The following is a 15,082-nucleotide window of genomic DNA, read 5'->3' as shown; positions in this document are numbered from 1 at the left end:
CGCACGGGGATGACATGCCGGAAGTCCGCGACTGGAAGTGGCCGCTCTGAGCGGGGCACGCGCTAGGGAAAGCGGCCGCCTGCGGCCGCTTTTTTATGGGTGCGCCCGGCAGGGGGCGTTGCGCGCAAGCGCAACCGGACTGGCTCGCGCCTTGGGTTCAGTCCCGCTGCCGGATGCCCTGCGGCGCTTCCAGCGTGTCCAATGAACCGCCGTATACGGAACCGTAGGTACGATGGCGTGAGAGGACGGCGGAAGTCATTCCGTCTCCTGCTCGAGCGTGCCGGGTTTTGAACCGGCAAGCGGGTCGGCGGGCGGCAAAATGGCATGCTTGTTGCAGGCTATTGTAAGATTGGCTGCGATTGGCCACCTGGCTGTGTCATCCAATATAAATAACTATTTAGCGCTGTGTTATCGGGGTTTAGTCAATGCGAGTAAAAACAGAGGCCAAGCGTCTTTCGTTCATTCAAGCCGCCAGGGCACTCTTTGTCGAGCATGGGGTTGCCGCTGTGTCCATGGAGGCCATCTCAAGTGCGGCCGGCGGATCGAAGGTCACGCTCTATAACTATTTCTCGTCAAAAGAAGAGCTGTTCAAAGCCGTCGTGATCGAATCGGGAAAAAGTGCGATCGAGGAATTGCGCGATATTCCGGTCAGCGATAGCGACCTGCGCAGCACGCTGCGTTTGCTCGGACTCACCTTCTTGCGCCTGGTGACCGATCCCGATGTCGTCGCGATGAATCGCACCGTTATCGCCGAAGCTAACCGCATGCCGGAGTTGGCCAGAATATTTTATGAAAATGGTCCGCAACACGTCTATTCGGCTCTCGTCGAAATTATCGCGCGCTGCATGGATTATTCATTGATCCGCTCGGCTCCCCCACTCGTGGCAGCCCTGCATTTCAAGGTGCTATGCGAAGCCGGGCTGAACGAGCGTCAGCTATGGGGTGTATGCAAGCAGTTTGACGAGGCCGAGCTGGTCGCCGCCGTCGACGTGGCGGTGACGGCATTTATCGATGGCTATGGCAGCACCGACTAGCACCGCCTGCCGCCGCCCCGAGTCCGGACGGCGGTGATTTTCCGCACGCCCTCATCAGCCAGCCGCCGCCCTGCGGGTCGCGGGCCGTGTTCTCTTCCGCCTGCCCCTGTCGCCGCCCGATCGCGGCACCCTCGTCTTTTCCGGGTGTCATTACACAAACCGGCTTTTGCAATTTCAATAACTATATTACTATAGTGTACAATGTCGTTCAGTAGTGATGTGCTGCACACCCTATCCGTTCTATGTTCAAGGCCACTTGCGTGGCCTTTTTTTTGTTCTCGAACAGGGGGTAAAGCGGGGGTGCACGTGCAGTATTGGTTTTTTTGCCTATGGTGGAGGCCTTGAGTAGTCCTGTGTGTTGCTTTTTCACGTCATAACTGAACGTGTTTGTACATAAATACAACATCGTTCTTCAGCCGTAATTTTGCACGGCTTAATATCTGTATATGGCCGTTCAGAAATGTAGCCGCAGACGGACCAGACCCGGACAGTCGCGCCGGGTGCGGCGCATGAGCAAGCCTGTGCGGCGCCGGTCGTGCGTTTCCGCTACCGGGGCCGCCGCAGAACCGACTTAACACACTTGGACGCAAGCACATGAAAACAAAGTCTATCACTCTCGCTATCCTGGCCATGGCATCTGCGGGGAGCGGCGCGGCCGCCTTTGCCGACGATGCTTCCGGCGTAACGATTTCCGGCTATATCCGCGCCGGCGTCGAACAGCTCAATGCCAACGGTAATGCCGCCTGGGGTCTGAACGCATCGGGAACGAACGCCAAATCGTCGACCACCAATGTCGCGGGGCGCGCCAACATCAATTTCAACGGCATCGAAGATCTCGGCAATGGCCTGAAGGCGGAGTTTCAGGTCAACAACCGTTTTTCGCCCACCGGCAGCGGCACGGTCGACGACGAACACACGTTGCGTTCGGGCACCTTCGCCAGCCACGACAGCTTCGTCGGTTTGAAGAGCAGCGGTTGGGGGGAAGTGCGCCTGGGCAAGGGCACCACCAACATCGATGACGGGCGCTATGAAAACTCGGTTGTGCTGGGGCCGGACAATTTGCTGGGGTGGTTTGGCAATGCCATCGACAACAATATGGTCCGCTACGATCTGCCTGTCTTCTTCGGCGCGTTGAACTCTTCGATCCAGTACTCGACCGAAGAAAACAAGACCACCAACTACAACGGCACCAGCCACGCTTCCTTCGACGTGAACTACGATGTCGGCAATTGGGGCATCGATGCGGATTACACCACGACTTCCAATGCGGTAACCGGGGGCAGCGCACTGGTCACGGGCCAGACCACGGCATTCAGTTGGGCATCGAATGCGGGTACGGTCGGCACGCTCAAGCAGTACCACGTGACCGCGCAGTACAAGCCGATCAGCGATCTGCAGTTTGCCATCGAGTTCCAGCGCGATTCGCTGGCTGGCAATGCCGACAATAAAACCGCCCTGTATGCGTACTACACGCTTGGCGCAACCCAGTTGGGGCTGCAAGGCGGGGCTCAGACCTTCAGTGGTGGCGGCAAACCGGAAAAAAGCGAAAAATTCGTCGACGCTTTTGTCCATTACAGCCTGAGCAAGCAGACCATGCTGTATCTGGAAGCCCTGTACGACAAGGATGGCGTTGCCAGCGGAAGCCGCAACGCGACTATCGTCGGCCTGCAGAAATCGTTCTGACCGTTGCTGGCGGGGCGGCCTCGGCCGCCCGTATTGCCGGGCGTGCCGGGCGCCGCGGCACCCGGGTCAGCCGTGCTCGGCGAAACGGTAGCGGGTCGAGTGCCGCCAGACTTCGCCCGGCTGCAACAGGCAGGAGGGCTGCAGCCACTCCGGGTGGTTGGGGCTGTCCGGCAGCCATTCTGTTTCCAGCGCCACCCCCGCGTGCTGGCAATGGACGCCGCCGCCGCGCGCGGGCGTTCCCGCCAGATAGTTGCCGCTGTATACGTGGACGGCAGGCAGGGTGGTGAACAGCTCCATCCCCAGTCGCCCGTCACCCGACAGCAGTGTCAACGCCGGCTGTCCGGGCGCGCGCTCGCGGTCGAACAGAAAGGCATGGTCGTAGCCCCGGGCCAGCCGTTGCTGGTCGTCGCAGAGCAAATCCTGTCCGATCTCCTTGCCCGAGCGAAAGTCCATGCCTGTAGCCTCGACGCCGGCGAGCGTTCCCAGCGGAATCAGGTCGGCATCGACAGGCAGATAGTTCGTCGCCAGCAGGCGCAGACGGTGGCGCAAGATGTCGCCCTTGCCCCCATCCAGATTGAAATAGGCGTGGTTGCTGAGATTGACGGGCGTACTGGCGTCCGTGCGCGCTTGATAATCGATGCAGACCTCGCCGTCTGGGCTCAGGCGATAGCAGACCTCGACGTCGAGGGCGCCGGGGTAGCCTTGATCGCCATCCGGCGACAGCAGCCCGAAGCAGACATGGTGCGAGCCCTGTGCGCGGACTTCCCAGCGTTGACGGTCGAATCCCACGGGACCGCCATGCAGCGTATGGCGCTTGCCGGGTTTCCGATCGAGCTGGACCGGGCCATTGGCCGATGGATAGCGGCCGTTGGCGATGCGGTTGGCGAAACGGCCGACGATGGCGCCGAAATAGGCATCCTGGCGCAAGGGGTCGGTCAGATCCTCGCCGCCGAGCAGCAGTTCGCGCTGGCTGCCATCGTTCAGCGTGATGCGGCACCCCATCCAGGTGGCGCCCCAGTCTGCGAGCGTGATTTGCAATGCTTCGCTGCTGCCCAGGGTGATTACGGTGGCCGGCAGCCCGTCCGGTGCCAGCGGCGAGCGCTTGGAAGTTTGGGTCATGCGACATGCCTTGTCGAAGTGGGGCGGGCTTGCATCTGCCCGCGCTGGTTTATCGTTGAACCGCCGCACCGATGCCCGTGCGCAGCGGCACGTCAAAGCCGGTATTGCGCGAGGACGGCGATCTGGTTTTTCGCCAGGCTGTCCATCTGTGCGGCGCTACGGGCAGAGTGCAGCGCATCGTCGCTGGACTGGGCCGAGCGCTGTGCAATCTGCTCGATCTGCGCGGCGATCGCATTGCTGGCCGAGCCCTGCTGCTGGATGGCCGACGTGATTTCACTGATCCTCTGCGTAGCGGCTTGCGCATTCTGTCCTATGCGCAGAATTGCCCTGTCCGCGTCGTCGGCGCGCGCGACTCCGCTTTCCACCAGCGACTGCGCACCGCGCATCTGCTCGGTCGCCTGCTGCGAGAGCGTGGTCATGGTGGCGATGGTCGTTGCGATTTCTCCGGTCGAACGGGCGGTACGCTCGGCCAGCTTGCGCACCTCGTCGGCGACGACCGCGAAGCCGCGGCCCTGTTCCCCGGCCCGAGCCGCTTCGATGGCGGCGTTGAGGGCAAGCAGATTGGTCTGGTCGGCGATATCGCGGATGACGCCGATGACCGTACCGACCTGGTTGCCATGGGTCTCCAGTTCGTGAATACGGGTGGCAGAGGCTTTGACCACGGCCGATATTTCGCGGATATCGGTGATCGTCGCGGTGATGATGCCCGAGCCCTCGTCGACCAGAGCGGCGGCTTCGACCGAGCCGGCATGGGCGAGGCTGGCCTGATCGGCGACGTGGTTGACGCTGACCGTCATCTGCTGGATGGTGGCGGCCATTGCCGCGGCGGCTTCGCTTTGCTCCGAGCTGGCATTCGCCACGCGGTCGGACGCCTGCGTCAATTCCTGCGAGACCGCCGCGACATCGTGCGCACCGCCAAGCAGGCTGGCCAGATTATGCTGCATGCGCTCGAGCAGATGGTTGAACGCGTGTGCGGTCTGCCCGATTTCATCGTCGCGCATGCTCGGCACCCGGCGCGAAAAATCCAGCGACTGGCTGACCTGCTGGAGCGTTCCCCGTATCTCCGCGAGGCCGTCGCGTATGTTGCGGACCAGTACGAAGGCCAGGACCGAGGTCAATAGCACGGCGATCGCCATCACGATGGCGGCTTCGGCCACCGCCGCATGATAGGCGCGGCTGTTGGCATCGAGAAAGCCGGCAGTCGCATGCACATTGAAGTCAACGTGATTCTTGAGCGCGGTCTTGTACGCATTTGCGGCCGAGGTCGTGCCATCCCCCAGCCATTGCCGCATGGCCGCGGCCGGTTGCCCTGAATTGGCCAGGCTGATGATGCGATCGTGCTGCTGCCGGTAGGCGGCGATCGCGGCAAGGTCGGCGGCGAGCAATTGGCGGTCTGGCGTGCTTCGGTCCGCTTTGGCGCCGTACTGGCGCAAGGCCTCGTCCAGGCGCGTGCCGGCACGGGCGAAAGCGGCTTCGTTTGCGGCTTTGACGGGCATGTCCGCATCTTGCGTCGCCGAGATATAGCCGGTTTCAGCCGTACGGATATCGATGAAGGCATCGATGGCCGTGCTCAGGTTGCGTACGCTGGGGCCGATGTCGTTGGCGGCGTCGGCGAAACGCTGACTGGCCAGATATTGCTGGTATAGCCCGGTCGTGCCGATTCCCGCCATCGCCAGCAAGGCGATGGTCAGGGTGAGCAGTAATCTGCGGATGATGGTCATGATGAAGCCCCGGGTCCAGGGAGAAGTGCTGCCGGTTAAGGGGTAAGGGTCGGCACTCTCATGTCGGCGATCGCGTCAGTATGCCGTTCTGCAGCGTGTAGCCGTGATCCTGGGCTTCGCCTGCCGGCAAGGATGCCGCTTGCAGCGGGTCCGGGCAGATATGGGGGCCGCCGGTGCTGTCCTGGCGGTAACGGCTCGGGCTCAGACCGACCCGTTTGCGGAATACGCGCGAGAAGTAGAGCTGGTCGGGGTAGCCGACCAGGTCGGCTATGCCGGATACCGGGGTGCGGGTGCTGGCGAGCAGGTGCTTGGCCAGGATGATGCGCTGGTCTTCGCGCCAGCGCACGATGCTGACGCCGACCTGCTCGCGAAACAGGTGAGCGAGCCGCGAGGGCGACAGGCAGACATGACGCGCGATTTCTTCCAGTTCGATTTCCGCCGCCAGGTTGCGCGACAGAAACTGGCAGGTTTCGTGGATGCGCGGATCGAGCGGCTTGGCGAAATTCTCCGGTGTCTCTTCGTAGCAGCGGATCAGCAAGCGTTCCAGCAGATTGATCGCCAGTTCTTCCGATGTCGTGCGGCCTGCCTTCTGCGTGGCGTCTATCTGCTGGAACAGGGCGTCGAATTCGGCGATGAGGCCGCGGTCCTGCAGACTGAGGCGCCCGACCTTGTTGACCTGATTGCGCCATTTCAGCCACGGGCTCCAGTAGGCACGAGGACGGAAATAGACCCAGCGGTGGTACCAGTCGCCTTGCTCTGGCGCGCGGCCATAGTAATGGGCGGCTTCGGGCGGGAACAGCAACAGGTCGCCCGGATTGCAGAAAAACGTGTCGCCGCCGTCGAAGACCTTGCCGCGCCCCTGGACCGTCATATTGATGATGTAGCCGTTCATTCCGTTCGGACGATCGATGAAAAAGTCGAGCGGGCCGTTCTCGATGATGGGCGTGATGCCCGCGACCAGGTAGAGATTGAACGAATAGCCTGGCAGCAACGGGTTTAATTGTTCCTTGGCGGTTTCTGCGTGCAGCATATGAGCAACCTCGGTGTCGGGCGAAGCCGGAGCGGCTCCGCCCTCGGTTTTCAGCGTCCGGCGCTCGCTTGTGGCTTGTATCTATCGAATATGACTGCGGCAAGCAGAATTATCCCGCGTACGACATACTGTGCAAAGGGCGAGATGTTCAGCAGGTTCATCGCGTTTTCGACCGTGCCGAGAATCAGCACACCGGCGACCACGAAGGAGATCTTGCCGATGCCGCCCTTCATCGAGACGCCGCCCAGCACGCAGGATGAAATCACGGTCAACTCCAGGCCGAGCGAGGTCATCGGCTGGCCGCTGGTCATGCGCGAGGCGAGCACGATGCCGGCGAAGCCGGAGACCAGGCCGGTCAGGGTGAAGATGATGATCTTGCTGCGTACGACATTGATCCCTGCCAGACGCGCCGCTTCTTCGTTGCCGCCGATGGACAGCGTGTTGCGTCCGAAGACGGTCTTGCTGAGCAGGAAACCGAAGATGCCCAGACAGATCAGGGTCAGCCACACCGGCGTCGGAATGCCGAGCAATGCCGAATTGCCGAGCGAGAAAAAGCCTTCTTCGGAAATCCCGACCGCCTTGCCATCCGAAATGATATAAGCCAGGCCGCGAGCGATCTGCATGCTGGCCAGCGTGGTGATCAAGGAGTTGATCTTGAGGCGGGCGATGACGAAGCCGTTGAGCAGGCCGAATAGCGAGCCGATCGCCAGACCGGCGAAAATGCCGATGCCGACGCTTTGCGTCAAGTTGATGACGACGGCGCAGGCGACACCCGAACAGGCGACGATGGAGGCGACCGAAAGATCGATTTCGCCGGCGGCCATGCAGAACAGCATCCCGCAAGACACCATGCCGGCCAGCGATACCGACAGGCCGAGCCCGTCCATATTGATCCCGCTGAAGAAGTTGGGAACGAAAATCGAGCACAGCAGGAACAGTGCCAGGAAGATCATCAGCATCCCGTACTTTTCCCAGATTCTCGTCACGCTTATTTTACCGTGCGGCACTGTCTCGGCCGTGGTGTTCACATTCGTCGTTGACATGATGAATCCTTGCAAATTGAATGGTGTGGAGTACGCAGCGACTCAGTGCGGCATGGCCAGGCTCAGCGCTTTTTCTTCGGTGGCCTGGTCGTGGCTCAACTCGCCGCTTACCTCGCCATTGCGCATGACGACGATACGGTCGGCCAAACCCAGGACCTCCGGCAGATCGCTGGACGCGAACAGCACGGCGATGCCGCTTTTTGCGAGGTCGTAGATCACGTTGTAGATCTCGTGCTTGGCCCCGACGTCGATGCCGCGTGTCGGCTCGTCAAGCAGGATGACCTTCATCTCTTCCGACAGCCAACGCCCGAGAATCGCTTTCTGCTGATTGCCGCCGGACAGGTTCATGATCAATTGCCCGGGCGAGGGCGTCTTGATATTGAGTTCCTTGATCATCTTGTCGGCGTTGTCCTGCTCCCAGCGGGGATTGATCAGGCCGCCGCGCATGAATTTGCGGCGCGCGCTGATATTGATGTTGTCGCGTACCGAGTGCACGGGAATGATGCCTTCTGCCTTGCGGTCTTCCGGGCACAACATGATGCCGCTCTCGATGGCGTCGATCGGAGTGCGGATGGGGACGCGCTTGCCATCGACGCTGATCTCGCCATGCTGGGAACGCACCCCGCCGAATATCACGCGCATCAGCTCGGAACGGCCCGCGCCGACCAGGCCGAACAGACCGACGATCTCGCCGCGCCGGACCTGCAGCGACACCGGTTTCTTGACCCCGGGCCCGATCAGTCCGTCGACCTGCAGGCGAATCTCGCCATGCGGTCTTTCGGAATAGCCGTAGACGTCGCCGACATCGCGACCGACCATGGCCTTGATCAGTTGCTCGTGAGTGATGGACTTGGCATCGGGGAACGTCTGCACATAGCGGCCATCCTTGAACACCGTAACGCAGTCGCACAGATCGAGGATTTCTTCCATGCGGTGCGAGACATAGATGATGATCCGCCCTTCCGCCTTCAATTCGCGAATGACCCGGAACAACTGGGTGATTTCTCGCGCTGACAGGCTGCTGGTCGGTTCGTCGAAGGCGATGATCTTGGCCTGGCGTGTCAGTGCCTTGGCGATTTCGACCATCTGCCACTGGCCGATGGACAGGTATTTGAGCGGCATGTCCGGGTCGATGTCGACCCCGAGGTGCTCGAGTTGCTGCTTGGCCATTTCGCGCAGGCGCGGACGATCCACCATTCCGAACTTGTGCGGCAGCTGGCCGATATAGATGTTCTCTGCGACGGTGATTTCGGGAACCAGATGCAGTTCCTGATAAATGATGGCGATACCGTTGTTCAGCGCATCCACGGCCGAATGAAAATCGACCGGTGCACCATCGATGCGGACTTCACCGGTGGTCGGGCGATAGTTGCCGCTCAAAATGCGCAGCAAGGTCGATTTTCCGGCCCCGTTCTCGCCCATCAACGCATGCACGCTGCCTTCCGCGCATCCGAATGAAATGTCCTGCAGCGCTTTGACGCCTGGAAACGTCTTGCCGATGCCGCAGAATTCAAGGTAGTGCCCTGATGAATTCATGTCTGGCTCCATTGCTCATTGAATCGGCACGCGGCGCGTGGCGCCACATGCCAGGCCAGGGTGCCTGCGCTGGCGGAGGGAAGCGTGCGCGTCTCCCCCGCTGGCGCGGACATCCCGCTAGGCTTACAGGCCCTTTTTCTTCAATTCCGCCTTGAAGTTATCGCGAGTCAACAGTACGGCATCCACGATTTCGGTGAACTTGGGCGGTTGCACGCCTTTGCTGACCCACAGATGCAGTTGCTGGATACTGCGATAACCGTTGACGTCCGGGCTGGGGAGCAGCGAGCCGTAGAAGCCGGTGGGCTTGGACTTGGACAGTTCGTTGACGGCGTCGACGCCGTTGATGCCGATGCCGATTACGTCATTGGCCGAGAAATGCTGGCCTTCCGTGGCACGCACGCCGCCGAGGACGGTGTTGTCGTTCATGCCGATGATCAGCCAGTGTTTGACGTTCGGGTGTTGAACCAGCAGGGAGTTGCCGGCATCGAAGGCGCCGGGAATGTCATTGGATTTGGTCGGGACTTTGTAGATCTGCGCGGCAGGGAAGCCGGCGGCCTGCAAGGCACTGATCGAACCGCCGGTGCGGCGGCGTGCGGTGTCGAGTTCATCGGCCGTGATCGCCATGACGCCGGTTTCGGCGACTTTCCAGCCGCGGTGCTTCATTTCCTTCCACAATTCCTTGCCCTGGCGTTCGCCGATCTTGGACGCCGCCATCATCACCAGCGGCACTTCCGTCATCGGTTTGCCGGCGGCGTTAAGGAACTGGTCGTCGACCGTGACCACTTTCAGACCCAGGCGCTTGGCCTTGGCCATGATCGCCGGTCCGAGCTTGGGATCCGGCGTGCAGATGACGAAGCCCTTGGCGCCGTTGGCTGCCAGGCTGTCTATGGCGCTGAGCGTCTTTTCGCCATCGGGAACGGCAACCTTCAGAACGGTGAAGCCGAGGTCCTTGCCAGCCTTGTCGGCGAACGACCATTCGGTCTGGAACCAGGGCTCTTCAGGCTGCTTGACCAGGTAGCCGAGTTTTTCGGCGGCGAAAACCGGTTGCAATGCGACTGCCAGCAGGCCGGTGAGTGCAAGTTTCTTCAACAATCCGTGCATGATCCACATCCTTGTCTTGTGTCAGTGTATCGGAACGTCTCTGTCAGAATTGCCGCGATCGTGGCCGGCCAGCCCCCGCTGGTTTCGACCGTCCCGTCATGCAATGTGACGCAAATGTAGCGAGTCGGCGAAAGAAACAAAAGTGCTGCTGGTCAAAAACGATGATCGATAGCCGATACGTCCATGTAGTCAACTCTTTTGTCATGCCAAGTGCGCATCATATGCTGCGGTGCAGCGAATTATGGGTGATTTAGTGCAGCTTAACAGCCAGAACATCCTTATTACGACAGTTGTTATTTCCATATCGTAGCGTCCATAAAGCCACGTGGCCAAAATGGACGGGGGATGTAATGTCTTCACAAATTACGATCGGACTCGACTTCGGGAGCGACTCGGTTCGGGCGCTTGCCGTCCGCTGTCGGGATGGGATGGAGCTGGCGTCAGAAGTGGTGCTGTATCCGCGCTGGAAGGAGGGCTTGTATTGCGATCCGGTCAGCAATCGTTTCCGGCATCATCCTCTCGACTACATCGAGGCCATGCAGGGAGCCGTGCGTGCAGTGGTTGGCGCGCTGGGGGCGGAAGCCCGCTTCGTGGTCGGCATCGGCGTCGATAGCACCGGCTCGACACCGGCGCCCATCGACGAAAACGGCGAAGTTCTGGCCTTGCGCCCCGAATTTGCCGACAACCCCAATGCGATGTTTGTGCTGTGGAAGGATCACACGGCGATAGCCGAAGCCGAAGCCATCACCGAACTGAGCCACTCCGGCCGTTATCCCGACTATTGCGCCTATTCCGGCGGCGTGTACTCCTCCGAGTGGTTCTGGGCCAAGGCGCTGCATGTCAGCGCTCATGACAAGGCCGTCGCCGGTGCCGCCAGGAGTTGGGTCGAGCTATGCGACTGGGTCCCGGCCCTGCTCAGCGGAACCCAGCGTCCGGCCGATATCCGCCGCAGCCGCTGCGCGGCCGGCCACAAGACTCTATGGCATCCGGATTGGGGCGGTTTGCCCGCCGCCGCCTTTCTGGATGAATTGCTGTCCGGATTCACCTCCGGTCTGGACTATCCGCTATTCGACCAGACCTGGACCGCAGACCTTCCCGTCGGCCATCTGACTGCCGACTGGGCCGAGCGCCTGGGCCTGCCCGTCGGTATCGCCATCGCCGGCGGCGCCTTCGATTGCCATATGGGCGCCGTTGGCGGCGGAGCGCGCCCCTACACCCTGGTCAAGGTCATCGGCACCTCGACCTGCGACATCCTGATCGCCGAACCGTCGCGCATCGCCAGCGCGATCGCCGGCATCTGCGGCCAGGTCGACGGCAGCGTGCTGCCGGGCCTGATAGGGCTCGAAGCCGGCCAGTCGGCATTCGGCGATATGTATGCCTGGTTCGGCCGCCTGCTCGGCTGGTCGCTGCACCTGGCCGCGCGGCAACACCCAGAGCTCGGCGCGACGCTGCTCTCGGTCGAACAGACCCTGTTGCCGGCCCTGACCGAAGAGTGGGCCGCGACAGTCGACCATGCCCACCTGCCGGTCGTACTCGACTGGTTCAACGGGCGGCGCACGCCGTTTGCCAACCAGCGCTTGAAAGGCGTGATCACGGATCTGAATCTCGGCAGCGATGCGCCGGCGTTGTTCGGCGGCTTTATCGCGTCCACCGCGTTTGGTGCGCGCGCGATCATGGAGTGCTTCGAAAAGCAGCAGGTTCCGATTGAAAGCGTGCTGGCGCTGGGCGGCATTGCACGCAAATCGCCCACCATCATGCAAGTGTGCGCCGATGTCATGAACCGGCCGATTCATGTGGTCGCATCCGATCAATGCTGCGCGCTCGGCGCGGCGATTTTCGCCGCCGTCGCGGGCGAAGCCTTCCGCGATGTCGCTGCGGCGCAGCGGGATATGGCGAGCAAGGTGGAACGCAGCTACGAGCCCGTGCCCGAACGCGTCGCGGCCTATGAAGCCTTGTACCAGCGCTATCTGCAGTGGGGCGCAGTCGCCGAGCCGCTGTACGCTCAAACGGAGGTGTGATCATGTTGCTGCCCGAACTGCGGCAGGAAGTCCTGGAGGCCAATCTGGCCTTGCCCGAGCATGGCCTGGTGACCTTCACCTGGGGCAACGTCAGCGGCATAGACCGGGAGAAGGGATGGGTCGTCATCAAGCCCAGCGGGATCAGCTACGCGCGTCTCGGCCTCGCCGACCTCGTGGTGCTCGATCTCGAAGGCAAGGTGGTCGAGGGAAAAATGCGCCCGTCTTCGGATACGCCGACGCATCTCGAGCTGTATCGGCGCTGTCCCACGCTCGGCGGTGTCGTGCATACCCATTCGACGCATGCCACGGCCTGGGCCCAGGCCTGCATGGCCATCCCTGCTTTTGGAACAACGCATGCCGACTATTTTCATGGCGAGGTGCCGTGTTCACGCGCGCTGACGCGGGAAGAAGTCGACGGCGATTACGAACTCAATACCGGCCGCGTCATCATCGAAGCCCTGGCCGGGCGCGATCCGCTGGCCATGCCGGGGCTGCTGGTGCGCGAACATGGGCCTTTCGCCTGGGGAAGTGACGCCGCGGGGGCGGTGCACAACGCGGTGGTGCTGGAGGAGGTTGCAACCATGGCCTGGCTGACGCGCCAGATCCGGCCCGGACAGACCGCTATCCCCGACTATTTGCTGGATAAACACTATTTGCGCAAGCACGGCGCCAAGGCCTACTACGGTCAACCGACCGACGCCTGACACCGCTTACGCGCACTACGACATCTCTCGCACAAGGAGCAGGAAATGGAATTGTTCAAAACGCAGGAAGTCTGGTTTGTCGTTGGCAGCCAGCATCTCTATGGCAACAAGACCCTGTCTGAAGTCGAGTCTCATGCCCGGCAAATCGTTGACGGCCTGAATCGCGAGGGGCATTTTCCGGTCAAGATCGTGCTGCAACCCCTGGCGACGCGCGCCGAGGAAATCCAGGCGATCTGCAGCAATGCCAGCCACTCCGAAAATTGCATCGGCATCATGGCCTGGATGCATACCTTCTCGCCCGCCAAAATGTGGATAGGCGGCCTGACCCGCCTCGACAAACCGCTACTGGCCTTTCACACCCAGTTCGGTGCCGAGATTCCCTGGTCGTCCATCGACATGGCATTCATGAACCTGAACCAGACCGCTCACGGCGGCCGCGAGTTCGGCTTCATCGGCGCGCGCCTGCGCCTGCCGCGAACCATCGTAGTCGGACATTGGCAGAACCGGGACGTGCAGCGCAAAGTCGACCGCTGGATGCATGTCGCGGCCGCGTTGCATGACAGCCGGCACATGAAGGTCGCCCGCTTCGGCGACAATATGCGCGAAGTCGCGGTGACCGAGGGCGACAAAGTCGAGGCGCAGATCCGCTTCGGCTACTCGGTCAACGGCTATGCCCTCGGCGACCTCGTGCGCTCGGTCGAACGTGTGAGCGAAGCCGAACTGGCTTTGCTGATCGAAGAGTACGAAGCCAGCTATCGCCTGGCCCCGAGCGTTCAGCTCAAGGGCGACAAGCGCGAACAACTGCTCGACGCGGCCCGAATCGAAATCGGCATTCGCAACTTCCTGGTGCAAGGCGGTTTTTCGGCCTTCACCACGACCTTCGAGAATCTGTATGGCCTCAAGCAGCTGCCGGGGCTGGCGGTGCAACGCCTGATGCAGCAGGGGTACGGCTTCGGTGCCGAGGGCGACTGGAAAACCGCCGCATTGCTGCGTTCGGTCAAAGTGATGGCGGCCGGCAATCCGGGGGGCACGTCGTTCATGGAAGACTATACCTACCATTTCGACCCGGCCAATGAACTGGTGCTCGGCGCGCATATGCTGGAAGTCTGCCCGTCCATCGCCAAGGACAAGCCGCTGCTGGATGTTCTGCCACTGTCGATTGGCGGCAAGGACGATCCCGCGCGACTGATTTTCTCGGCGCAGCCCGGGGCGGCAGTCAATGCGAGTCTGATCGATATGGGTAATCGCTTCCGCCTGCTGGTCAACGAAGTCGAGACGGTGGATGCGCCCCACGATCTGCCTGAACTGCCGGTTGCACGCGCGGTATGGAAGCCGAAACCCAATCTCGCGACCGCCGCTGAAGCCTGGATCCTCGCCGGCGGCGCGCACCATACCGTGTATAGCCAGGCGGTGGATAGCAGCGACTTGCGCACCTTTGCCGAGATGCTCGGCATCGAGTTCCTGGTGATCGGGGCACAGACCGACATTCCGACCCTCAAGAACGAAATCAACTGGAACGAAGTCTTCTTCGCGTACCGCAAGTAGGCCCGGACCCCGCACGGTCGCCGTGCGGACACCCGGATGCCCATCGCCGGCAAGGCCGCGTGGTGGGCGTTCGCCTGCCTGACGCGAATCTCCGTGCTTTATCTGACGCTTTTCGAACCTTCACTAGAGATCGATCGTGGCATATACAACGCTAGCACCGGAACAACTCGACCGCATGCACGCCTACTGGCGCGCGGCCAACTACCTGTCCGTCGGACAGATCTATCTGATGGCGAACCCGCTGCTGCGGGAACCGCTCGTGCGCGAACACGTGAAACCGCGCCTGCTCGGGCACTGGGGCACCACGCCGGGGCTGAACTTCCTCTACGTCCACCTCAACCGCGTGATCAGCCAGCGCGAACGGGAAATGATCTACATCACCGGCCCCGGCCACGGCGGTCCGGGCCTGGTGGCCAACAGCTGGCTCGAAGGCAGCTATTCGGAGATCTATCCGAACATTTCGCAAGACGGCGAAGGGATGCGCAAGCTGTTCAAGCAGTTCTCCTTCCCCGGCGGGATCCCCTCGCATGTGGCGCCGGAAACGCCGG

The 15,082-nt window shown here is 61.6% G+C and carries 12 protein-coding genes; 6 read left to right on the top strand and 6 right to left on the bottom strand.

Translation table 11 applies throughout. The features are described 5' to 3' along the window. Positions 1 to 425 precede the first annotated feature (425 nt). Both G520_RS0114265 and G520_RS0114260 read left to right on the top strand, forming a co-directional pair. The gene (locus G520_RS0114265) at positions 426 to 1,034 is read left to right on the top strand and encodes a TetR/AcrR family transcriptional regulator (RefSeq protein ID WP_028536250.1); all 609 of its coding nucleotides are present in this window, start codon (positions 426 to 428) and stop codon (positions 1,032 to 1,034) included. Positions 1,035 to 1,628: 594 nt separating this feature from the next. Beyond that, entirely contained in the window at positions 1,629 to 2,717 is a 1,089-nt protein-coding gene (locus G520_RS0114260) for a porin (protein WP_084637649.1), read from the top strand. Positions 2,718 to 2,783: 66 nt separating this feature from the next. Here G520_RS0114260 and G520_RS0114255 read toward each other — a convergent pair whose 3' ends face one another. The 6 genes from G520_RS0114255 to G520_RS0114230 all read right to left on the bottom strand — a co-directional run bounded on the left by G520_RS0114255 (position 2,784) and on the right by G520_RS0114230 (position 10,267). Next, positions 2,784 to 3,836 (bottom strand): galactose-1-epimerase, encoded by a 1,053-nt coding sequence (locus G520_RS0114255; protein ID WP_028536248.1) that lies wholly within the window; start codon positions 3,834 to 3,836, stop codon positions 2,784 to 2,786. A gap of 92 nt (positions 3,837 to 3,928) precedes the next feature. Further along, positions 3,929 to 5,557, bottom strand: a complete 1,629-nt coding sequence (locus G520_RS24055; RefSeq protein WP_051229413.1) for a methyl-accepting chemotaxis protein — start codon at positions 5,555 to 5,557, stop codon at positions 3,929 to 3,931. Positions 5,558 to 5,615: 58 nt separating this feature from the next. Continuing rightward, a complete protein-coding gene (araC, locus tag G520_RS22880; protein WP_084637648.1) occupies positions 5,616 to 6,587 on the bottom strand; it encodes an arabinose operon transcriptional regulator AraC in 972 nt (323 codons plus the stop codon). A gap of 50 nt (positions 6,588 to 6,637) precedes the next feature. Continuing rightward, complete coding sequence (araH, locus tag G520_RS0114240) at positions 6,638 to 7,630, bottom strand: L-arabinose ABC transporter permease AraH (protein ID WP_051229412.1); 993 nt, start codon at positions 7,628 to 7,630, stop codon at positions 6,638 to 6,640. Between the two features lie 42 nt (positions 7,631 to 7,672). Continuing rightward, a complete protein-coding gene (gene araG / locus G520_RS0114235; RefSeq protein WP_028536246.1) occupies positions 7,673 to 9,166 on the bottom strand; it encodes an L-arabinose ABC transporter ATP-binding protein AraG in 1,494 nt (497 codons plus the stop codon). Between the two features lie 123 nt (positions 9,167 to 9,289). After that, positions 9,290 to 10,267 (bottom strand): arabinose ABC transporter substrate-binding protein, encoded by a 978-nt coding sequence (locus G520_RS0114230; RefSeq protein ID WP_028536245.1) that lies wholly within the window; start codon positions 10,265 to 10,267, stop codon positions 9,290 to 9,292. Between the two features lie 350 nt (positions 10,268 to 10,617). Between G520_RS0114230 and G520_RS0114225 the strand changes: the two genes are divergently transcribed. From G520_RS0114225 to G520_RS22875, 4 genes are all read left to right on the top strand, one after another. Further along, positions 10,618 to 12,285 (top strand): ribulokinase, encoded by a 1,668-nt coding sequence (locus G520_RS0114225; protein WP_028536244.1) that lies wholly within the window; start codon positions 10,618 to 10,620, stop codon positions 12,283 to 12,285. Positions 12,286 to 12,287: 2 nt separating this feature from the next. Continuing rightward, positions 12,288 to 12,989: an L-ribulose-5-phosphate 4-epimerase gene (locus tag G520_RS0114220; RefSeq protein ID WP_281424628.1), complete on the top strand. Its 702-nt coding sequence runs from the start codon at positions 12,288 to 12,290 to the stop codon at positions 12,987 to 12,989. A 45-nt stretch (positions 12,990 to 13,034) separates the two neighbouring features. Further along, a complete protein-coding gene (araA, locus tag G520_RS0114215) occupies positions 13,035 to 14,534 on the top strand; it encodes an L-arabinose isomerase (RefSeq protein ID WP_028536242.1) in 1,500 nt (499 codons plus the stop codon). A 136-nt stretch (positions 14,535 to 14,670) separates the two neighbouring features. Then, a partial coding sequence (locus tag G520_RS22875; RefSeq protein WP_487042757.1) for a phosphoketolase family protein occupies positions 14,671 to 15,082 on the top strand: 412 nt, incomplete at its 3' end.

This window comes from Paludibacterium yongneupense DSM 18731 (assembly GCF_000422925.1).
In the GTDB taxonomy this organism is placed as follows: Bacteria; Pseudomonadota; Gammaproteobacteria; order Burkholderiales; family Chromobacteriaceae; genus Paludibacterium; species Paludibacterium yongneupense.
This window is presented reverse-complemented; position numbering and strand designations above follow the sequence as displayed.